This is a genomic window from Streptomyces actinomycinicus, from assembly GCF_016741775.1.
In the GTDB taxonomy this organism is placed as follows: Bacteria; Actinomycetota; Actinomycetes; order Streptomycetales; family Streptomycetaceae; genus Streptomyces; species Streptomyces actinomycinicus.
This window is the reverse complement of the sequence record NZ_JAERRK010000021.1, coordinates 86523-107448: the sequence shown is the minus strand read 5'-3', so window position 1 is coordinate 107448 and position 20926 is coordinate 86523. Positions and strand designations below refer to the sequence as shown.

Sequence of the window (20926 nt, the reverse complement as noted above, 5' to 3'; positions counted from 1 at the left end):
CGGGCCCGTCGTGGCGGGCAGTTCCGTCGCGTGCCGGACGCGGGCCCGTCGTGGCTGGTCGCGCAGTTCCCCGCGCCCCTTCAGGGCGCCGTCACCCCCGCCGATCGCGCAGTTCCCCGCGCCCCTTCAAGGCGCCTCACCCCCGCCGATCGCGCAGTCCCCGGCGCCCCTGCAAGGCGCCGTCCGATTTCCGCCGGACCTGGTTGTGTCCGCTGCCTAGCCTCGGGAGCATGATGAACGTCATCCGGAACCGTGCCCACATACTCGCGCCGGCCGCCGCGGCCGTCTCCGTGCTGCTGTGGGCCTCCGCCTTCGTGTCGATCCGGAGTGCGGGCCAGGCCTACTCCCCCGGCGCGCTGGCCCTCGGCCGGCTGGCGGCCGGAGTGATCGCGCTGGGGGTGATCTGGGCCGTACGCCGGGAGGGACTGCCGCCGAGGTCGGCCTGGCGCGGGATCCTGCTGTCGGGGCTGCTGTGGTTCGGGCTGTACATGGTCGTCCTGAACTGGGGCGAGCAGCAGGTGGACGCGGGTACGGCGGCGCTCGTCGTCAACGTCGGCCCGTTGCTGATCGCCCTGCTGGGCAGCCGGTTGCTCGGTGATCCGATGCCGCCGAGACTGCTGGCCGGCATGGCCGTGTCCTTCGCCGGCGCGGTGACGGTGGGGCTCTCGATGTCCGGCGGCGGTGGCTCGTCCGTGCTCGGCGTGCTGCTGTGCCTGCTCGCGGCCGTCGCGTACGCCTTCGGGGTCGTCGCGCAGAAGCCCGCCCTGGGGCAGGCGAGCGCCTTGCAGGTGACGACGTTCGGGTGTCTGGTCGGCGCGGTGGGCTGCCTGCCGTTCGCCGGGCAACTGGCGCACGAGGTCGCCCACGCCCCCGTGCCGGCCACCCTGAACATGGTCTACCTGGGCGTCTTCCCGACCGCGCTCGCCTTCACCACCTGGGCCTACGCCCTCGCCCGTACCACCGCCAGCCGGATGGGTGCGACCACGTACGCCGTGCCCGCGCTGGTGGTGCTGATGTCGTGGCTGACGCTCGGCGAGGTGCCCGGGGTGCTCACGCTGGCCGGCGGGGTGCTGTGTCTGGCGGGTGTGGCGGTGTCGCGGTCCCGGGCCCGGGACGGCCGGACGACCCGGGTCGCGGCCGGACAGCCGCGACCCGAGAAGGTGTCCTGAGCTTCGGAGGACGAGCGGGGCCCGCCCGGGCGGGCGAGCCCGGAGGACGAGGGCCGGGGGCGAGGGTCGGGGGCGAGGGTCGGGGAAACGGGGACGGGGGTCGGGGAAACGGGGTCGGGGGACGGGGGTCAGAAGACCACGAGCGCCCGGCCGCCCTTGCCCGCGAGCATGTTCTCGAAGGCTGCCGGGATGCCGTCCAGGCCGATCCGTTCGGTGACCAGGGCCGCCAGGTCCATGCGTCCTTCGCGCACGTGTCCGGCGATCACCGGCAGGTCGCGGGCCGGATCGGTGTTGCCGTAGACGCAGCCGGAGAGGGTGCGGCCCCAGTGGAAGAGTTCCAGGGCGTTGAAGACGACCTGCTGGTCCTTGCCGCCGATGCCGACGACCGTCGTACGGCCGCCGCGGCGGGTGGACTCCCAGGCGGCGCGGATGGAGACCGCGCGGCCCACGCACTCCACGGAGACGTCGACGCCCTGCTTGCCGGTGAGGGCGCGGATCTCGCGGGGGGTGGTGTCGGAGGCGATGACGTAGTCGGTGGCACCGGCCGCGCGGGCCAGGTCCTCCTTCGCCGGCGACACGTCCACGGCGATGATCCGGGACGCGCCCGCGATCCGGGCCGACTGGAGGGTGGCGAGGCCGACCCCGCCGACGCCGAACACCGCGACGCTCTCGCCGGCCCGGACCCGCGCCGAGTGGTGCACGGCGCCGTATCCGGTGAGGACGGCGCAGCCCAGGAGGGCGGCGTCGACCAGCGGAACCCCGTCCGGCAGGGGCAGCACGCACGATGCCGGGACCACTGTCTCCTCGGCGAACGCGGCCACGTTCAGGCCGGGGTGGAGGTCGGTGCCGTCGCTGGTGCGGGCGTGGACGCCGGCGGCGCCGTTCATCGCGTTGGCGCAGAGCCAGACCTCGTCGAGCGCGCAGGCATGGCAGCTTCCGCAGGAGGGCGCCCAGTTGAGGACGACGGGGGCGCCGGGCGAGATGTGGGTGACGCCCTCCCCGACGGAGACGACCGTGCCGGCGCCCTCGTGGCCTAGGACGGCCGGCACCGGCACCCGCATGGTGCCGTTGGACAGGGACAGGTCGGAATGGCAGACACCGGCGGCGGCGAGGCGGACCCGGACCTGTCCGGGGCCCGGGTCGGGCAGCTCGATGCCGGTGATCTCCAGCGGGGCGCCGATGGCGGGCAGGACGGCGGCTCGTACGGCCATGAGTGTCGGACTCCTCAGAACTGGAGGGACTTGGTCTGCAGGTACTCGGCGAGTCCGTGGCTGCCGAGTTCCCGGCCGACTCCGGACTGCTTGTAACCGCCGAAGGGCGCGAGGGGGTTGAACCGGCCCCCGTTGATGTCCACCTGGCCGGTGTCCATGCGGCGGGCGAAGGCCACGGCCGCGGCCTCGTCCGCGGCCCAGACGGCACCCGCGAGGCCGTACACCGTGCCGTTGGCGATGCGCAGGGCGTCCTCCTCGTCGTCGTAGGGCAGGATCGACAGGACCGGACCGAAGATCTCCTCCTGGGCGATCGTCATCTCCGGGGTGACGTCCGCGAAGACGGTCGGGCTGACGAAGTAGCCCTTCTCGCGCGGGGACTCGGGGCCGCCCGCGACCAGCCGGGCGCCCTCGGCGATGCCCTTCTCGATGTATCCGCGCACCCTCGCCTGCTGCCTGGCGCTGACCACCGGGCCGATGCGGTCGCCGTACTTGGCAGCGGCGCCGGCGGCCAGTTCGACGGCCTTCTCGTACCGGTCGCGGTGGACCAGCATGCGGGTCCAGGCGCTGCACGTCTGGCCGGAGTTGGACATGACGTTGGCGACACCCACGTTGACGGCCTTGGCGAGGTCGGCGTCCGGCAGGATGACGTTGGCGGACTTGCCGCCGAGTTCGAGGGCGACCTTCTTCACGGCCGCGCCGGCCACCGCGCCGATCTGCCGGCCGACCGCGGTGGAGCCGGTGAAGGAGACCAGGTCGACGCCGGGGTGTTCGGCGAGGGCCTGTCCGGCGACCGGGCCGAGCCCGGTGACCAGGTTGAACACGCCCGCGGGCACACCGGCCTCGTGGACCGCCTCGGCGAACAGCTGGGCGGTGAGCGGGGTGTCCTCGGCGGGCTTGAGGACGACCGTGCAGCCGGCGGCGAGTGCCGGGGCGACCTTGGCGACGATCTGGTGGAGGGGGTAGTTCCAGGGGGTGATGGCGCCGACCACGCCGATCGGCTCGTGCAGGACGGTGGAGTTGCCGACCTTCTCCTCGAAGGGGTGGGCCGCGGCCAGGTCGGCGTAGGAGCCCGCGACCCCGATCGGCACGCCGGCGTGCACGGCCTGGGAGAATCCCAGGGGCGAGCCGAGTTCGGCGGTGACCGTCTCGGCGATCTCGTCCTTGCGGGCGGCGAGAGCGTCCCGGAGGGCGGTCAGGCGGGCGGCGCGCTCGGCCGGGGGCGTGGCGGACCAGGCGGGCAGGGCGGCACGCGCGGCGCGTACGGCGGTGTCCACGTCGAGGGGGCCGGCCGCGGGGACCCGGCCGATGATCTGCTCGTCGGCGGGGTTCACGACCTCGATCACGTCCGGGCTCTCGGCGGAGCGCCAGGCGCCGTCGATGTACAGGCCGTCGTGTGCCTTCATGGTGCTTCCTCCCGGCGGGTCTGCGTCGTCCGGCACACAAACTAGCGGCGATAGTTTTCGTGCGCCAGACGGTCCTGAGCCGCAGACGTTCCGGGACATCATGGCGAACGGGCCGACCGGTGCGGACACCGGCCGGCCCGCCGGTCACTTCACGGCGGAGAAGTGGGCGAAGACCACCACGTTGCTGGTGTAGCCCGTGCGCCGGCTGAAGAGGCCCCCACAGGTGATCACCCGCAGCTCCGGGCGCCCGCTGGAGCCGTACACCTCCTTGTCGGGGAAGCCGGCCTTGTCGAAGACCTTCACCCGGTCCACGGTGTAGACGGCGGTACGGCCGTCCGCGCGCCGTACCTCGACGGGCTTGCCGGGCTTGACCTGGGCGAGGCCGGCGAACACGGCGGGACCGACCCTGGTGTCGCGGTGACCGACGGCGATCGCGGTGCCCGGCTCGCCCGGCGTGGGGCCGCCCTCGTACCAGCCGACCAGTCTGGGGGCTTCTACGGGCGGCGACTCCAACTGCCGGTTCCCGTCGAGCCGGAGGGGCGTGACCGGGGCGTCGATCCCCAGGGAGGCCACGCGGAAGGATGTCGGCCGGGACCGGGGCAGCGGCCGGGGCGGCGGCGCCGGAGGGGCGGAGGACGTGGGGCCGGAGGTCTCGGAGCCCTCCCGGCCGGCGCCTCGTCCGTCGGCCCGGGCGGCGCTCCCGCCGTGGGCCGCCACCGCGTCCGGGCCGCCCGGCCGGTCCGGCGCCGCCGGTCCGCCGTGCCCGCCGCACCGCACCACCGTCACCAGGACGACCACGAGCAGGGCCGTCCTGGCGAGGCGGTAGGCGCGGGTCCGGTGCCAGGGCCTGCGTCGGTACCTACGCGACACCATGGGGCCGCCGGCGGGCCTTGCGGACGTACACCACTCCACCGAGGGCCACCAGACCCACGGCGGCCGCGCCGGCCACCGGTGCGTAGGCGGCCGCGGTGTCGATGAGGCCGCCGCCGCCCGCGTGCACACCGCCCTTGGGGCCGTCGTGGTCGCCGCCCTGGCCCCAGGCGCCGTCGTTCTGCTGCTGGTGGTCGGCGATCTGCCCGTCCGGGCCGTGCTCGCCGTTCAGCTTGCCGTCGTGGCAGTTGACGCGGAAGACCTTCTCCTTCAGGGCGGGAGGCGCCCCCACCGTCCAGCTGATCTTGTACTGCCCGTCCGCCAGGCCCAGCGGGTCGGTGTGCCCCGCCCCGCCGGCGAGCTGGATGATGCCCGTCACCGTGGCAGCCGTCGGCAGCGGGGGCTGCGGCGTGATGGTGTACGCGATCGTGGTCAACGTGTCGAAGTTGACGGCCTCCAGGAAGAACTTGCAGACCACCGGATCGTCCTTCGCCGAGCCGACGAACGACGGCGGGTTGGTCGAACGCGCGTTGTGGATCCGGATGTCGCCGTTCTCGCCCTGGGCAACCGCGCTCGGCGCTGCCACCCATGACGCGCCCGCCGCGGCGAGGGCGGTGAGAACGACTGTGGCGCCCGCGCGGGAGCCGACGGCACGTGGGAGTGTCAGGGTGGGCATGCGCAATCCTCCGAGTTCAGACGATTTTCATACAAATCGCTCTTTCGCCTGGACTCTGCGTCATACACCGCGCGCCGTGCGGCACCGACGCCCGACGCGCCGTCAGAGATCGCCCGTGCGGCGCAATCCGGAGCGCCCGGGCCGCTCCCGCGCCACCCGGTCGGGCTCATGCCGGGGTCGTTCGGGGTCGCGCCGGGGACGTTCAGGCTCGTGCCGGGACGTTCATCGACAGCGGCTGGCCCACGCCGAGGCAGAAGCTGAGGGCCGTGAGGATCACCGCCAGGGCCCACACCGGCACCGGCAGCGCGACCCCCGCGCACAGCACGGCCGCGAGGAGACAGGTCGCGGTGAGCAGCGCGGGCCGCCCGAGCAGCCGGAGCAGCGGGGTGAGGACGAGCCGGCAGGCGATGGTGGCGCCGGCCCGGAGGCTGAGCAGCACGCCGATCACCGAGGGGGCGATGCCCCGGTGCGCGCCGACCACCGGCAGGTAGGCGGTGAGGATGTCGGTCGCGGACAGCACCGACAGGCTGATCAGCATCCCCGCGGGCACGCCCCGGGCCCGCAGGGTGGCGGCCACCGGCACCGGTTCGCCGTGCCGCGGGCGGGAGCCGGCGGCCTACCGTCCTCGATGCGCCACAGCGCGGTGAACGAGGCCGCCGCACCGGCGCCCGCCACGACGAGGGCGAGGACGCTGCTGCGCCCCATGCCGGGGCCGCCGATGAGGGCGCCCGCAGCGGCGGGCCCGGCGAGCTGGCCCAGGGAGGCGCCGATGGTGAAGTGGCCGAAGTTGCGGTCCTGTTCGTGCGGGGCGGACCGCCGGGCCACCAGTGACTGGGCGCCGATCACGAAGCAGAGATGGCCGACACCCATGACCCCGCTCCACAGGGCCGTCGCCCACAGGGAGTTCACGGCTCCGCTGAGGACGCAGCCGCCGGCTATCAGGACCACGCCCGCCGGGAGCAGGGGTGCGCAGCGGCCGTGGTCGGTGCGGCGGCCCAGCGGTACGGCGGCGAAGAGCGGCAGCAGGGCGTAGACGCCGGCGATGACACCGACCGCCCGTTCGTCGGCGCCCAGCGCGAGGGCCCGGTAGGAGACGGCGGGCCGGGCCATCGACACCGCCCCCTGCGCGAAGCCGAAGGCGATGACGAGGCGGAGCAGCCAGCCGCGGTTCCCACCGGGCGCCATGGGGCGAGTCCTTCCCGATGTGTTCAGATGATGCCGAAAAGGAGTCCCGCGCCGAGGACCACGAGCGAGGTGAGCGCGGCCCACTTGACGACGAACCGGGTGTGGTCGCCGAACTCGACCCGGGCCATGCCGACCAGGACGTAGACGGCCGGGACGAGCGGGCTGGACATGTGCAGCGGCTGGCCGACGATCGAGGCGCGGGCGATCTCCAGCGAGGAGACGCCGTGTGCGTGACCCGCCTCGGCGAGCACCGGCAGGACGCCGAAGTAGAAGCCGTCGTTGGACATGAAGTAGGTGAGCGGGATGCTCAGTACGCCGGTGACGAGGGCCATGTGCGGGCCCATGCCGTCGGGTACGTTGCCGACCAGCCACGTGGCCATGTGGTCCACCATGCCGGTGCCCTGCAGGACGCCGGTGAAGACGGCGGCGGCGAACACCATGCCGGACACGTTGAGGACGTTCTCGGCGTGAGCGGCGATGCGGGCCTTCTGGTCCGGCATGTGCGGGAAGTTGACGGTCAGGGCGAGGGCCGCGCCGAGCAGGAACAGCACCGGGATCGGCAGCCACTCCATGATCATGGCGGTGAGCAGGACGGCCGTGAGCAGCGCGTTGAACCAGTACAGGCCGGGGCGCAGGGTGGGCCGGTCGGGGTCCAGGACCCGGAAGCCCTCGTCCTCGCCCTCGCCCTCGCCGGGAAGCTCCACGCCCGCACGGGAGCCGCCGGCCTGCCCGGAGCCGCCGGCCTGCCCGGAGCCGCCTGCCTGCCCGGAGCCGCCTGCCTGCCCGGTCTCCGTGCCGGAACCGGCACCGACCAGGACCGTCTCCTGCTCCTCGACCAGCACCTCGTCCAGCGTGAGCACGCCGAGCCGCTTGCGCTCGCGGCGGCCGAGGACGTAGGCGAGGGCGAGGACGAACAGCAGGCCCACGGCGAGGGCGGGGATCATCGGCACGAAGATGTCGCCGGCGTCGACCTTCAGCGCGGTGGCGGCCCGGGCGGTGGGGCCGCCCCACGGCAGCGTGTTCATCACGCCGTTGGCCATCGCGGCCACGCCGGTCATCACCACCAGGGACATCTTCAGACGCTTGTACAGCGGGTACATCGCCGAGACGGTGATCATGAAAGTGGTGGAGCCGTCGCCGTCCAGGGAGACGATCCCGGCGAGGACCGCCGTACCGACGACGATGCGCAGCGGATCGGCCTTGCAGAACCTCAGGATGCCCCGTACGACCGGGTCGAAGAGGCCCACGTCGATCATCACACCGAAGTAGACGATCGCGAACATGAGCATCGCCGCGGTGGGGGCGAGGCCGGTGACGCCGTCGATGACGTAGTCGCCGAGCTTGGCGCCCTTGCCCACGAACACGCAGAACAGCGCGGGTATGAGCACGAGCGCCGCGATCGGCGACATCTTCTTCAGCATGATCAGGACCAGGAAGGTCGCGATCATGGCGAAGCCGAGGATGGTCAGCATGAATGGATACCTAACGTTCGCCCTTGAACATCCCACCTGGGGGTCGGCGGTGCGATGACGTTAGGTCCGTTCAAACGGCGTTAACAAGTGGTTGACGTACGAGCAATAAGCGCAAAAGTCCTGGTCACGGCAGTGCGACGAGTTCGACGGGGATGCCGTTGAGCACCGCGTTGCCGGAGAGCGGGTCGAGCAGGCTGCCGTCGAGCAGCTGGTTGACGTTGACGCCGGGGTCGGCCGTGGCATGGCTGAGCCGGGTGCCGGGCCGGTCGTGTCCCCAGCCGTGCGGCAGGCTCACCACTCCGGGCCGGACGCCGTCGGTGACCTCGGCCGGGGCCACCACCTCTCCCCCGGCGCCCTTGACGCGTACGGCCGCTCCGTCCAGGACGCCGATGCGGGCCGCGTCGTCCGGATGGATGTGCAGGGTGCAGCGGTTGCTGCCGCCGGTGAGGGCGGGCACGTTGTGCATCCAGCTGTTGTTGGAGCGCAGATGGCGGCGGCCGACGAGGACGAGGCCCTCGGGCCGCTCGGCCAGCGCCCGGCGCAGCCGGGGCAGGTCGGCGGCGATCGGCTCGGGCAGCAGCTCCACCTTGCCGCTGCGGGTCTTGAGCGGCTGCGGCAGGCGGGGGCGCAGCGGTCCGAGGTCGATGCCGTGCGGGTGGGCGAGCAGCTTCTCCAGGGTCAGCCCGTCGGGCCGGGCGCCGAAGCCGTCGCCGTACGGGCCGAGGCGCAGCATCAGGTCGAGCCGCCGTTCGGGGCCGGTGTCGCCGGTGAGCAGGGCGGCGAGGTCGCGCGGGTCGCGGCCGTGCACCGGCGAGTGCTCGTCCTGGACGGCCTTGCCGAGGGTCTGGTCGACGACCATCGTGTCGACGGCCCCCGGGTCGGCGCCGTGCATGCCGGCGGCGGCGAGGATCAGCCGGGCGAGGATCTCGCTCTCCGCCATGCGGCCGGGCTCCAGCGGGACCGCGGGGCGGGTGTAGCGGACCTGGTTGCGCACGGCGAGGGTGTTGAAGGCGAAGTCGTGGTGCGGGCTCTGGGAGGGCGGCGGCGGGGGCAGTACGACATGGGCGTGGCGCGAGGTCTCGTTCAGGTAGGGGTCGACGCTGACCATGAAGTCCAGGGAGCCCAGGGCCTTGTCGAGCCGGTCGCCGTCGGGCGCGGAGAGCACGGGGTTGGCGGCGACGGCGATCAGCGCACGGACCGGCGTGCCCTCCTCGGTCGCGGTGTCGATCTCTTCGGCGAGCGCGGAGAGCGGCAGCTCGCCCTTGGCCTCCGGGTGCCTGCCGACCCGGGAGTGCCAGCGGCCGAGCGCGAAGCCGCGGCCGGGGCCGGCCGGGCGGGGCGTCCTGTCGGTGGCGGCCCGCGGGAAGAGGGCGCCGCCGGGGCGGTCCAGGTTGCCGGTGAGGATGTTCAGGACGTCGACCAGCCAGCTCGCCAGGGTGCCGTGCGGGACGGTGCAGCTGCCGATGCGGGCGTAGACGGCGGCGGTGGGGGCCGCGGCGAGTTCCCGGGCGAGGGCACGGACGACACCGGCGTCCAGATCGCATGCGGGGGCCACGGCCTCGGGGCTGAAGTCGGCGAGGGCGCCGCGGAGTTCGTCGAGGCCTTCGACGTGCGGGGCCAGCTGCCCGAGGTCGGCCAGGTCCTCCGCGAAGAGGGTGTGGGCCATCGCCGCGAGCAGCAGGGCATCGGTGCCGGGCCGTATCGCCAGGTGCCGGTCGGCGAGCTTGGCGGTGCGGGTGCGGCGCGGGTCCACGACGGTGAGCCGGCCGCCGCGGGCCTTGAGGGCCTTGAGCTTGCCGGGGAAGTCGGGGGCGGTGCACAGACTGCCGTTGGACTCCAGGGGGTTGGCGCCGATGAGGAGCAGATGGTCGGTGTGGTCCAGGTCCGGCACCGGGATGGCGTTCGGGTCGCCGAACAGCAGTCCGCTGGAGACGTGCTTGGGCATCTGGTCGACCGTGGACGCGGTGAACAGGCTACGGGTGCGCAGGGCGCCGAGCAGGACGGACGGATAGAGGGCGCCGGCCATGGTGTGCACGTTGGGGTTGCCGAGGACCACACCGACGGCGTCCGGGCCGTGCTCCTCCACGACCGGGCGCAGTCCGGCGGCGACCGCGTCGAAGGCCTCCTCCCAGGTGGCCTCGCGCAGTGCGCCGTCCCGGCGGACGAGCGGGGTGCGCAGCCGGTCGGGGTCGCCGTCGACGGCACCGAAGGAGGCACCCTTGGGACAGATGAAGCCTTTGCTGAAGACGTCGTCACGGTCGCCGCGGGCGCCGGTGACGCGGGTGCCCTCGATGGTGAGGGTCAGCCCGCAGGTGGCCTCGCACAGGGGGCAGATTCGCAGGGCGGTGCGGGACACGGGTCCTCCCGAGGGGTCGGCGGCGGGTCGCCCGAGCACGGACAGGCTCGCGGTGAGCATACCGACCGGTATGCACGGCGGGGAGTCCCGGAGCCGAACAGTTCGGGAATGCCGGCGCCCGGCTCAGTCGAGCACGCGCCCCAGATACGCCCGCAGCAGCTCGCGGGTCTCGGTGATGACGGCTTCGTCGCCCTGCGGGTCGAGCCGGAAGGCAAGTTGGACGAGGGTGTCGGCGCTCTCCACGGCGACCAGGAAGACCCGGCGCAGACCCTCGTCCGGGGTGCGGGTGAGGACTCCGGAGAGCAGGTCGGTGAGCCGGTCGGCGACCCGGGTGTTGGGCTCGCCGTTCCGCGCGCCGACCGGTATCTGGTTGCCGAAGTCGACCAGGGAGAAACCGGGAGCGGTGCGTTTCATCGCCAGGTACTCGTCCAGCACCGCGTCCATGGCGGCCCGCCAGTCCCCCGCGTTCCCGGCCCCGCCCGGCCGGCCGCCGGGGTGGTCGCCGCCCGCCTGCCGCAGCCGCTCGGTGACGCGCTCCACGTACCGCTCCAGGTTGCGCTGGGCGAGGGCGTCGGCCATCTGCCGTTTGTTGCCGAAGAAGCGGTAGACCGAGCCGATGGGCACTCCTGCGCGCTGGGCGACCGCGCGCGTGCTCAGGGCGTCGTAGCCGACCTCGTCGAGGAGTTCGGCGCAGGCGTCCAGGATCCTGGTCAGCCGTTCGGCGCTGCGCCGCTGGACGGGCGCACGACGGAGGGATGTCGCGTGGGGCACGGGCTTCATGATGCCTTTCCGCCGGTGTCAGGTGAACCTCGCCCCACAGTACGAAGAACGGTGGTCGTTGCACTCACCCGGCGGCGGTCTACGGCTGCGCGTCCGACACCGTGACGTCGGCGGTGCTCTCGACCGGCTTGCCGTGCACGGCCCACACCGTGCCGTCGTCGGCGTACAGCCGCGCGGTGACGTGGTGGGTGCCGTGCGGGACGACGCCGGCGGCCAGGTGGTACGCCGGCGTGCGCAGCCGGGCGACCCGGTGGCCGTCGACGAAGAGGGAGACGAGTCCCCTGCCGCGGACGGCCGCCGGCTGGGCGCCGGGCGCCGAGCAGCGGAAGCGGCGGAAGGCCAGCCGCACGTCCCAGCCGCTCCCGGCGGCCGGGGTCACCTCTATGCCGACCTCGGGCGCGTCCGCCTTGGTCATCTCACGCAGGTTCCGGCCCGTCTCGTCGGTGTCGTCCAGCACCTCTCCCACCGGCGAGGACGAGACCGTGCCCCCGTGCGCCTCCCCGGTCGCACAGGCCGCCGCGCCGAGCGGCAGCAGGACACACACCACGAGCGCGGCGAGCCGTCCACGCCTCCACTTCGTCCACGACATGGATCAGGAGCGTAGGACAACGCCCCCTCCCCCCGTATCCCCCTGAAGTCTGGTTCCCGTCCTCCCTGGGAGGGAGGACGGGCAGCCCTCTTGCGCAGCCCTCCATCCATTCCTACGGTGATGCATAGGAATCGGGAGCGCAAAGGGAGCGATCATGAGCGGGGACGCCAGGAAGACCGCCGAGGGGCTGACGTATCTCACCGGGTTCGGCAACGAGCACGCCTCCGAGGCGGTGCCGGGCGCCCTGCCCGAGGGCCGCAACTCGCCGCAGCGCGCGCCGCTCGGCCTGTACGCGGAGCAGCTGAGCGGCTCGGCCTTCACCGAGCCGCGGGCGCACAACCGCCGTTCCTGGCTCTACCGGATCCGCCCGTCGGCCGCGCACCCCGCGTTCACCCGCACCGACAACGGCGCGCTGCGCACGGCCCCCTTCACCGAGACGGTGCCCGACCCCAACCGGCTGCGCTGGAACCCGCTGCCGGACCCCGCGCCGGGCACCGACTTCCTCGCCGGCCTGTGGACGCTGGGCGGCAACGGCGACGCGACCCAGCGCACCGGCATGGCCGTTCACCTGTACCACGCCAACGCCTCGATGGAGCGGGTGTTCTCGAACGCCGACGGGGAACTGCTGATCGTGCCGGAGCGGGGCGGCCTGCTGCTGCATACCGAGTTCGGCCGGCTTCATGTGGAGCCGGCACATGTGGCGCTGATCCCGCGCGGGGTGCGCTTCCGGGTGGAACTGCTGGACACCGCACCGGACGGCGGGCAGAGCCCGACGGCTCGCGGCTACGTCTGCGAGAACTACGGGGCGCCGTTCCAGCTGCCCGACCTCGGCCCCATCGGCGCCAACGGGCTGGCCAACGCGCGTGACTTCCGCGCCCCCGTCGCCGCGTACGAGGACGCCGAGGGTCCGGTGGAGGTGGTGAACAAGTTCTGCGGCAACCTCTGGACGGCGACTTACGACCACACTCCCCTGGACGTGGTCGCCTGGCACGGAAACCATGTGCCGTACGTCTACGACCTGCGCCGTTTCAATGTGATCGGCAGCATCTCGTACGACCACCCGGACCCGTCCATCTTCACGGTGCTGACCTCGCCTTCGAACACACCGGGCCTGGCGGGCGTGGACTTCGTGGTCTTCGCACCGCGCTGGCTGGTGGGCGAGGACACCTTCCGGCCGCCGTACTTCCACCGGAACGTGATGAGCGAGTACATGGGCCTGATCGAGGGTGCGTACGACGCCAAGGCCGAGGGCTTCGTGCCCGGTGGCGGCTCGCTGCACAACATGATGTCGGCGCACGGCCCGGACCGGGAGACCTTCGACCGGGCCGGTGCGGCCGAGCTGAAGCCGCAGAAGATCGACGACGGCCTGGCCTTCATGTTCGAGACCCGCTGGCCGGTGATCCTGACCCCGCAGGCGGCCGGGGCCGGACACCTGCAGCAGCGCTACGACGACGTGTGGCAGGGCCTGGAACGGCACTTCCGGGTGTGACGCGCGCGTTGCGCCGAACGTTCTCCGACAGGTACGGATAGCCGCGTGACCTCATTCGCCCCGGACTCGATCGTCCTGAACCGCAAGCTGCCGCTCTGGTACCAGGTGTCGCAGTCGCTGCGTGCCTCGATACTCGGCCGCTCGCCCGAGGACCCGCTGCGCCTGCCCACCGAGGAACAGCTCGCGGAGCACTACGGCGTGAGCGTGCTGACCATGCGGCAGGCGCTGAAGGAGCTGGAGGACGAGGGGCTGATCAGCCGGCACCGGCGGCGCGGCACGTTCATCGAGCCCGGTGTCCGGCGCGGGGCGCCGGTGCGGCTGCTGGGCTCGGTGGACGCGATCGTGGCCCAGCAGTCGGGCATGACGGCCGAATTGCTGGACCAGGGGCGCGTGCCGGTGCCGCCGGGGCTCGCCGAGTACTTCCCGGACGTGCCGGAGGTGGCGACGTACCACCGGCTGCGCAGCGACGCGAAGACCGGCGAGCCGACCAACCACGCCGTCAACCACGTGCGGCCCGAACTGGCCGCGCGCATCGACCCGGACGACCTGGTCCGCTGGCCGATGACCAAGGTGCTCCGGGACATCGTGAAGGCGGACATCGGCCGCATCACGGACACCGTGGAGGCCCGCCTCGCCGACCCGGAGACCTCGCGGCTGCTGCGCGTCCCGCTGCTGAGCCCGATCCTGCACTACACGGGAGTGACGTACGACGCCGACGGCCGGGTGCTGGACGTGGCGGTCATCCACTACCGGGGCGACCGCTTCTCGTTCACCGTCACTCTCGAGGCGACCTGATGGCGAGTGGCGGTCAGGCCGTACCATGCCCTGCGTGACGCACGACGACGCTCCGCCGCTGGCGGACCTCATGCCGTGGTCCGTCGCACCGCTGCGGCCGGGCCGCGCCTGGCCGCAGGGGCCCGATCCGGCCTCGCTGAGGGCCCGGTGGGACGCCCTGCTGAAGGCCGATGGCCCGGACCGGGAGGCCCTGTTCGAGCCGACCCGGGCCCGCACGCTGACCTCGGCCGTGGGCCAGCTGCCCGGCGGGGCCGGCGGCACGGGACGGCTGGCCCGCGCGGAGGGCGCCTGTGCGGAGCCCGTCCGGGTCCTGGCCGCGCCCTTCGACGAGCAGTGGCTGATCCCGGACCACCGGCTGATCGACACGGCCCGCCCGGAGTTGTGGCGGGTGGCGGACCCCCTCCAGGTGTTCACGGTGGAGACGGGCGCCGAGGACACCCCGCTGCTGGCGACGTCACTCCTGCCCACCGTGCGCACCGGCCGCATCCGCCCGCTGTACCGGCGCCCCGGCGGCAGCGAACCCAACCTGGCCCCGGGCCTGCTGGACCACCTGGGCGTCCGGCTGGGCGCCCGCCCCACGGCCCCGGACGTGCTGGCCTGGATCCTGGCGGCGGTCCGCCCGGACCTGACCGTCCCGCTGACGGACGACCCCGGCCTGTGGTCGGCGGGGGTGGACCTGGGCCGCCGCATGCTGTGGCTGATGCGCCGCGACGGCGACCGCCCCAAGCTGCCGGGCGGCCGCCGCCCGTACGTCCGCGCCCCCCTGCCCAGCCGCCCCGTCACCCTCTCCTACGACCGCGACGAGGAGACCCTGCACCTCGACGAGGGCCGCATCTCCCCCGTCCCGCCGGAGGCGTGGGACTTCGAGCTGGCCGGAACCCGGGTCCTGGAGACCTGGTTCGCCGTCCGCACCGACCCGGCCGAGCCCGGCACCCTGGCCGCGATCCGTCCCGCGCTCTGGCCGCAGGGCTGGACGTCGGAGCTGCTGGAGCTGATCACGGTGCTGGCCCTGCTGGCGGAACTCCGGCCACTGCGGGCCGGCTTGGAAGTGCGGGCAACGGTCTCGGCGACCGATCTGGGACGGGCGGGCGTCCTTCCGCCGTCGGAACCGTCCCGCCGCCCCGCCTCGGTCCTCGACCACCACGAGGAGGGCCCGGACGGCCAGTTCGCCCTGCTCTAGCCGGTCCTGCGGCAACCCCGGAGTCACCCGCCGCGGGTCATCCCCCGGGCCCGCGCGGCGTGAACGCGTCCAGCACGCGATCCAGCGCCCGCTCGAAGACCGCCTCCAGATCGACCGGACCCGCGTCCTCGGTGAACGCCGCCGCCATCCGCGGATACGCCCCCGATGCGATCTGTCCTGCGAGATACGCGATCCGCACCGCGTTCTCCTCGTCCTCCGACCAGGGCAGGGCGCGCACCCGCTCGGCGGTGTCGAGTTCGTTGCGGACATAGGTCGTCACCACGCCGTTGAGCATCGCGACCAGCTCCAGCTTGGTGCCGTAGGCCGCCTGCAACGGGTCCAGACAGGCCAGGCAGTGCTCCAGATAGCGCAGGGCGTGCGGACTGAAGCCGTACACCGGTGACATCAGCCGCGGTACCCACGGGTGCCGGTGCATGAGTGCGCGCGTCTGGTGGGCCACCCGGAGCATGTCGGCCCGCCAGTCGCCGTTCGGCTCCCACAGCTCGTGCTCGGCGCTGACCGCGTCGACCATCAGCTCGTACAGGTCCTCCTTGCGGGGGACGTAGTTGTACAGCGACATGGTGCCGCAGCCCAGCTCGGCGGCGACGTGCCGCATCGACACCGCGTCGAGCCCCTGCGCGTCGGCGATCCGGACGGCCGCGGCGGCGATGTCGTCGCGCGTGTAGGCCGGTTTCGGGCCCCGGCCCGTGCGCTCGGGGCGCGCCCAGATCACTGCGGGGACGGCCCCTCGGACGGTCATCGGTCATCACCTCGGTTCACCATCGTAGTTACGTACGACGTACGTAGTGCGCTATGGTCAGCACATGTCTTCTACGTACGCTGTACTTAGTGAGGGGCTGGAGAAGCGCTTCGGCACCGTGCACGCCCTGCGCGGGCTGGATCTGGCCGTCGCCGAGGGCACGGTCTGCGGGCTGCTCGGGCCGAACGGGGCGGGCAAGACGACGGCGGTGCGACTGCTGACCACGCTGCTGCGGCCGGACGGGGGTTCGGCCCGGGTCGCCGGGCACGACCTCGTCCGGGAGGCGGCGGCCGTGCGGAGCCGGATAGGGGTCACCGGGCAGTACGCCTCGGTCGACGGGGACCTCACCGGCCGGGAGAACCTGCGGCTGTTCGCCCGGCTGCACCGGGTGCGGGGACCGGCCGCCCGGGCCGACGAACTGCTGGAGCGCTTCGGCCTGGCCGAGGCCGCGGACCGCAGGGCGGCGACGTACTCGGGCGGCATGCGCCGCCGCCTGGACCTGGCGGCGAGCCTGCTGCGGCGGCCCGACGTGCTCTTCCTGGACGAGCCGACCACCGGACTCGACCCGGCCAGCCGCGCCCGCATCTGGCAGGCCGTGCACGAGCTGAAGACGGACGGCACGACCGTGCTGTTGACCACGCAGTACCTGGAGGAGGCCGACCGGCTCGCCGACGACATCGCCCTGGTGGACCGGGGCCGGATCGCCCACACCGGTTCGCCCGCCGGGCTCAAGGCCCTCATCGGGTCGTACGCGGAGGCGGTGGTCGCGGACGCCGAGGCGATGCCGCGGGCCGCGGCCGTGCTCGACCGGCTGACGGGCAGGGAGCCGGTGTCCGACCGCGAGCGGAACGCCGTCGGCGCGGTCAGCACCGACCCGACCCTGACCCTTCCCCGGCTGGTGCGCGAACTGGACGCGGCCGGTGTGCCGTTGCTGGACGCGAGCATCCGGCCGCCCACCCTCGACGACGTCTTCCTGCGGCTCACCGGGGAGACCACCGACAGCAAGGAGCTGGTGGCATGAGCATGTTGGTGCCCGACGGGCTGGCGATGACGGGCCGGCAGCTGCGCCGGGTCCGCAACAACCCCGGTCTGGCCGTCCTGACCCAGATGATGCCGGTCAACCTGCTGCTGTTCTTCGGCTACGTGTTCGGCAGCGCACTGGCGATGCCCGGCCGTGAGTACCGTTCGTTCCTCGTGCCGGGTCTGCTCGTCGCGACGGCCGCCGGAGGCCTGATGACCGGCATGTTCCAGGCCGCCCAGGACACCCACCGCGGCGTCATGGACCGGTTCCGCACGATGCCGGTGAGCAGGGCCGCGGTACCGCTCGGACAGGCCGTCGCGGACCTCGTGGTCACGACCGCCGGAACCGTGCCGCTGCTGGTGACCGGGCTCGCGGTGGGCTGGCGGGTCGACGGGTCCGCGGCCGGTGCGGTGGCGGCCGTGGGGCTGCTGCTGCTCTTCCGGTTCGCCTGCACCTGCGCCGGGATCTGGCTGGGCCTGCTGACCCGCAGCGAGGAGGCCGCGGGCCAGCTGGGCGCGTCCTCCTTCGTGCTGCCGCTGCTGTCCGACGCGTACATCCCGACCGACAACCTGCCCGGCTGGCTGCGCACGCTCGCCGAGTGGAATCCGATCAGCGCGGTGACGACCGCCCTGCGCGACCTGTTCGGCAACGCGCCCGTGCCCGCGGGCGCGGCCTGGCCGGTGGCCCATCCCGTCGCCGGGTCGCTCGCCTGGAGCCTCGCCCTGATCGCGGTGTTCCTGCCGCTCGCCGTGCGCAGGTACGCGCGAGCCGAGTGATGCCGCACTGCTGACAGAGCCGCCGCTCAGGGGCCATGATCCGGTCATGGATCAGCCGATGGACCCACCGATGGACCAGCCCCTGCAGCAGCCCCTCCCCCTGGCGGGACTCACCGTCGTCGCCGTCGAACAGGCCGTGTCCGCGCCCTTCGCGACCCGGCAGCTCGCCGACCTGGGCGCCCGGGTCGTCAAGGTGGAGCGGATCGACGGCGGCGACTTCGCGCGGGGGTACGACACGGCGGCCGGCGGTCTCGCGTCGCACTTCGTGTGGTGCAACCGCGGCAAGGAGTCCATCGCGCTGGACCTGAAGGACCCCCGCGGTCTGGACGTCGTACGGCGGCTGGTCACGGACGCGGACGTGTTCGTGCAGAACCTGGCGCACGGCGCGGCGGCCCGGCTCGGCCTGGACGCGGCCACGCTGTGCGCCGCGCACCCGCGGCTGATCGCCGTGGACATCTCGGGCTACGGCGGTTCGGGGCCGTACACGGACAAGCGGGCGTACGACATGCTCGTGCAGTGCGAGGCGGGGCTGGTGTCGGTGACCGGGACGCCGGAGCAGCCGGTGAAGGCGGGGATCCCGGCGGCGGACATCGCGGCGGCGATGTACGCGTTCTCGGGGGTGCTGGCCGCTCTGGTGCGGCGCGGCACCACCGGGCGGGGCGGCCCGGTGGAGGTGTCCATGCTGGAGGCGCTCGCCGAGTGGATGGGGCATCCGCTGCACCATGCGATGCACGGGGGCGAGCCGCCGGCGCGGACCGGACTCGCGCACGCCGTGATCGCGCCGTACGACGCCTATGCGACGGCGGACGGCGGGCGGGTGCTGCTGTCGGTGCAGAACGACCGGGAGTGGCGACGGCTGGCCGAACAGGTCATGGGCCGCCCGGAGTTGGGCACGGACCCGGCATATGCGACGAATGCCGCGCGGGTGGCGCGCCGGGAGCGGACCGACGCCCTGGTCGCGGAGGCACTGGCGGTGCTGGACGCCGAGGAGGCACTGGCCCGGCTGGAGAAGGCGGGCATCGCCTGTGCGCGGCTGCGCGATCTGCACGAGCTGGCGGAGCACCCCCAGCTGACGGCCCGGGAGCGGTGGCGTCAGGTGGGATCGCCGGTCGGGCCGCTGAAGGCGCTGCTGCCCCCCATCACGCTGCCGGGCGGGGACGAGGCACGGATGGGTGACGTGCCCGCGCTCGGGCAGCACACCGGGGCACTGCTGCGTGCCGTGGGGATGACGGACGACGAGATCGCAGCGCTGCGCCGGGACGGTGTGGCGGCCTGAGCGCGGGCGCCCCGGAGCGGCGGCCGCTCAGGTGGCCGGTTCGGGGACCGCTCAGTGGCCGGTTCGGGGACCGCTCAGTGACTGCCGAACAGCGAACGGCGCAGTCGGCGCAGCGGCGCGAAGAGGGAGACGCGGCGGACCCGCGCACCTCGGTCGCTGCGCTGGTGCACGGAGTCGCGCGCCGTCAGCTCAAGCATCAGCGAGGTCGCCTCGACCGTCTCGCGCTGCGGTATGGCGGGACCCGCCAGCACCGACAGGTGGCGGTCGAGGCGCGAACTGGTCGCGCTGCTCCCGCAGGTGATCGCAGGGACCCTGGCCCTGCTGCGCACTGTTATCTGCTCCATGACACTCCCCACCCGTACGAGTCCACCCGGCCCGGGCAGAGTAACCCTATCGCCCCAGCGGGGCATGCGTGTATCTCGGCCACAGGATTCACCTTCCCTATAAGGGGGTTGACCATCCCCCTTTGACTACTCTCCGAATCCGACCGATTTCAGGGTGAGTTGGACAATGGGCTGGCCGGTAGGTTGCGCTGACCCTCCGTCAGGCTCGACGGTTACGGCGAGTGACGTCGAGGAGGTCTCGAGGCCCTTCGCGACCAAGGGCGTGTCGCCCCGGAAGAGCCCCAGGGAGCGCGGTTGCACGCGGGGGCGCATGAGCCAGAGCTGGTGTACGCGTCCGCCGGGCGGGGTGCCGTATCCGCTGAGGGTGACGACGGCTTCCCGCTCGGAGGCGGAAGCGATTACTCCGATACTGCGGCCGCGCGCGTCCTCGCTGCCGGCCGCGCGGGCGTCCGGAGCGGCCAGAACGTGGGCGATCTCACGTGCGCGGGCCTGCTCGGCCGCGAGCCGGTCCTCGCTGCGGTGCGCCTGGACCGCGAAGAGCGAGGCGACGACGAGGGCGGCAGCGGCGGTGACGGTGGCGAACGGGGCGAACAACGGGCGCGACCGTGGGGTACGGGTGCGTCCCGGCGGGGGCTGGGCGCCCCAGACGTGCGGGGGCAGCTGGGAGGCGCGTTCGCGGGCCGGTGCCTGTTCCTGCCGGGAGGCGCGGGCCGGCGGCTGCTCCTGCGGGGTGGTGCGTACCGCGGCCAGCACCCGGTCGCGCAGGGCGGCGGGCGCGGGTGCCGCCGCGGACCAGGCGAGCCGTACGGCGTCCTCGGCCAGGTCCCGTACCTCGGCGGCGCAGCGGTCACAGCCCGCGAGGTGCTTCTCGAAGCGGCGCCGCTCGCCCGGCTCCAGGGCGTCGAGCGCGTAGGGCGCGGCGAGGGAGTGCAGGTCCTCCCGGCGCAGCAGCTTGCCGAGGATGCTCATGCGGTGCCTCCCAGGCACTGGCGCAGCCGGGTGAGTCCGTCGCGCATGCGCGTCTTGACCGTGCCGAGCGGCAGCGAGAGCCGCTCGGCCACCTCGCGGTAGGTGTAGCCGTCGTAGTAGGCGAGGGTCACCGACTGGCGCTGCAGGGCGGTGAGCCGGTTCAGGCAGCGACGCACCCACTCGCGTTCCAGACCAGCCTCCACCTCCTCGGCGACCTGGTCGAACGCGGGTTCCCCGGCGCGCAGCGCCTCCCGCTGCTCGCGTTCCCCGGCCGCGCGGGCGCTGCGCACCCGGTCGACGGCTCGGCGGTGGGCGAGGGTGAGGATCCAGGACAGCGCGCTGCCCCGGCCGGGGTCGAACCGGGCGGCGGAGCGCCACAGTTCGAGCAGCACCTCCTGGGCGACCTCCTCGGACTGGGCGGGGTCGCGGACCACTCGCCGGACCAGTCCGAAGACCGGCCCGGAGACCAGCCCGTACAGCTCCTCGAACGCCCTCTGGTCACCGCCCGCCACGAGCAGCAGCAGCTCGTCCGCCTGCATGCGGGCCCCCTCTCCGTGGCCGCAGCCGGCCCTTCCTCGCGCACCGCGCATCCGCACCGAGACACA

The 20926-nt window shown here is 73.2% G+C and carries 19 protein-coding genes and 1 pseudogene; 7 read left to right on the top strand and 13 right to left on the bottom strand.

What is annotated here, in order from left to right; genetic code table 11:
- The first annotated feature begins 230 nt into the window (after positions 1-230).
- Positions 231-1169, top strand: coding sequence for a DMT family transporter (locus JK359_RS30590; protein ID WP_372445507.1), 939 nt, complete (start codon positions 231-233; stop codon positions 1167-1169).
- 128 nt (positions 1170-1297) lie between these two features.
- Here the strand turns inward: JK359_RS30590 and JK359_RS30585 are convergent, their stop codons facing one another.
- The 9 genes and pseudogenes from JK359_RS30585 to JK359_RS30545 all read right to left on the bottom strand — a co-directional run bounded on the left by JK359_RS30585 (position 1298) and on the right by JK359_RS30545 (position 11711).
- Entirely contained in the window at positions 1298-2380 is a 1083-nt protein-coding gene (locus JK359_RS30585) for a Zn-dependent alcohol dehydrogenase (RefSeq protein ID WP_201842483.1), read from the bottom strand.
- A 14-nt stretch (positions 2381-2394) separates the two neighbouring features.
- Complete coding sequence (locus JK359_RS30580) at positions 2395-3783, bottom strand: aldehyde dehydrogenase family protein (protein ID WP_201842481.1); 1389 nt, start codon at positions 3781-3783, stop codon at positions 2395-2397.
- Positions 3784-3927: 144 nt separating this feature from the next.
- Entirely contained in the window at positions 3928-4656 is a 729-nt protein-coding gene (locus tag JK359_RS30575) for a class F sortase (protein ID WP_201842479.1), read from the bottom strand.
- Entirely contained in the window at positions 4643-5329 is a 687-nt protein-coding gene (locus tag JK359_RS30570; protein ID WP_201842478.1) for a hypothetical protein, read from the bottom strand. Before JK359_RS30570 ends, JK359_RS30575 begins: the two co-directional genes overlap by 14 nt.
- Before the next feature lie 205 nt (positions 5330-5534).
- Positions 5535-6514, bottom strand: a pseudogene (locus JK359_RS30565) (MFS transporter); the annotation flags it as partial.
- Between the two features lie 23 nt (positions 6515-6537).
- Positions 6538-7986 carry a CitMHS family transporter gene (locus tag JK359_RS30560; protein WP_201842476.1) on the bottom strand — a complete coding sequence of 483 codons (1449 nt, stop codon included), beginning with the start codon at positions 7984-7986 and terminating at the stop codon, positions 6538-6540.
- Positions 7987-8110: 124 nt separating this feature from the next.
- Positions 8111-10342, bottom strand: a complete 2232-nt coding sequence (locus JK359_RS30555; protein ID WP_201842474.1) for a molybdopterin oxidoreductase family protein — start codon at positions 10340-10342, stop codon at positions 8111-8113.
- A 123-nt stretch (positions 10343-10465) separates the two neighbouring features.
- Positions 10466-11122 (bottom strand): TetR/AcrR family transcriptional regulator, encoded by a 657-nt coding sequence (locus JK359_RS30550; RefSeq protein ID WP_201842472.1) that lies wholly within the window; start codon positions 11120-11122, stop codon positions 10466-10468.
- 79 nt (positions 11123-11201) lie between these two features.
- Positions 11202-11711: a hypothetical protein gene (locus tag JK359_RS30545; protein WP_201842470.1), complete on the bottom strand. Its 510-nt coding sequence runs from the start codon at positions 11709-11711 to the stop codon at positions 11202-11204.
- 154 nt (positions 11712-11865) lie between these two features.
- On the opposite strand from JK359_RS30545, the gene hmgA reads away from it, so the two are divergent.
- Genes hmgA through JK359_RS30530 form a run of 3 tightly spaced genes read left to right on the top strand, consistent with a single transcriptional unit; the run spans position 11866 to position 15175 of the window.
- Positions 11866-13200, top strand: coding sequence for a homogentisate 1,2-dioxygenase (gene hmgA / locus JK359_RS30540; protein ID WP_201842468.1), 1335 nt, complete (start codon positions 11866-11868; stop codon positions 13198-13200).
- A gap of 45 nt (positions 13201-13245) precedes the next feature.
- Positions 13246-13995, top strand: coding sequence for a GntR family transcriptional regulator (locus JK359_RS30535; RefSeq protein WP_201842466.1), 750 nt, complete (start codon positions 13246-13248; stop codon positions 13993-13995).
- 25 nt (positions 13996-14020) lie between these two features.
- The gene (locus tag JK359_RS30530; protein WP_201842464.1) at positions 14021-15175 is read left to right on the top strand and encodes a type ISP restriction/modification enzyme; all 1155 of its coding nucleotides are present in this window, start codon (positions 14021-14023) and stop codon (positions 15173-15175) included.
- 37 nt (positions 15176-15212) lie between these two features.
- Here the strand turns inward: JK359_RS30530 and JK359_RS30525 are convergent, their stop codons facing one another.
- Positions 15213-15935: a TetR/AcrR family transcriptional regulator gene (locus JK359_RS30525; RefSeq protein WP_201842462.1), complete on the bottom strand. Its 723-nt coding sequence runs from the start codon at positions 15933-15935 to the stop codon at positions 15213-15215.
- Positions 15936-15999: 64 nt separating this feature from the next.
- Here JK359_RS30525 and JK359_RS30520 point away from each other — a divergent pair, with 64 nt between their 5' ends.
- From JK359_RS30520 to JK359_RS30510, 3 genes are read left to right on the top strand one after another with little or no spacing between them, the layout of a single operon-like run.
- Positions 16000-16956, top strand: a complete 957-nt coding sequence (locus tag JK359_RS30520) for an ATP-binding cassette domain-containing protein (RefSeq protein WP_201842460.1) — start codon at positions 16000-16002, stop codon at positions 16954-16956.
- Positions 16953-17732 (top strand): ABC transporter permease, encoded by a 780-nt coding sequence (locus JK359_RS30515; RefSeq protein WP_201842457.1) that lies wholly within the window; start codon positions 16953-16955, stop codon positions 17730-17732. Before JK359_RS30520 ends, JK359_RS30515 begins: the two co-directional genes overlap by 4 nt.
- Positions 17733-17778: 46 nt before the next feature.
- Positions 17779-19008: a CaiB/BaiF CoA transferase family protein gene (locus tag JK359_RS30510; protein WP_372445506.1), complete on the top strand. Its 1230-nt coding sequence runs from the start codon at positions 17779-17781 to the stop codon at positions 19006-19008.
- A gap of 74 nt (positions 19009-19082) precedes the next feature.
- Here the strand turns inward: JK359_RS30510 and JK359_RS30505 are convergent, their stop codons facing one another.
- The 3 genes from JK359_RS30505 to JK359_RS30495 form a co-directional block, all read right to left on the bottom strand.
- Positions 19083-19352: a hypothetical protein gene (locus tag JK359_RS30505; RefSeq protein WP_201842456.1), complete on the bottom strand. Its 270-nt coding sequence runs from the start codon at positions 19350-19352 to the stop codon at positions 19083-19085.
- 126 nt (positions 19353-19478) lie between these two features.
- Complete coding sequence (locus JK359_RS30500) at positions 19479-20321, bottom strand: anti-sigma factor (RefSeq protein WP_201842454.1); 843 nt, start codon at positions 20319-20321, stop codon at positions 19479-19481.
- Entirely contained in the window at positions 20318-20860 is a 543-nt protein-coding gene (locus tag JK359_RS30495) for a sigma-70 family RNA polymerase sigma factor (RefSeq protein WP_201842452.1), read from the bottom strand. Before JK359_RS30495 ends, JK359_RS30500 begins: the two co-directional genes overlap by 4 nt.
- Positions 20861-20926: the final 66 nt, after the last annotated feature.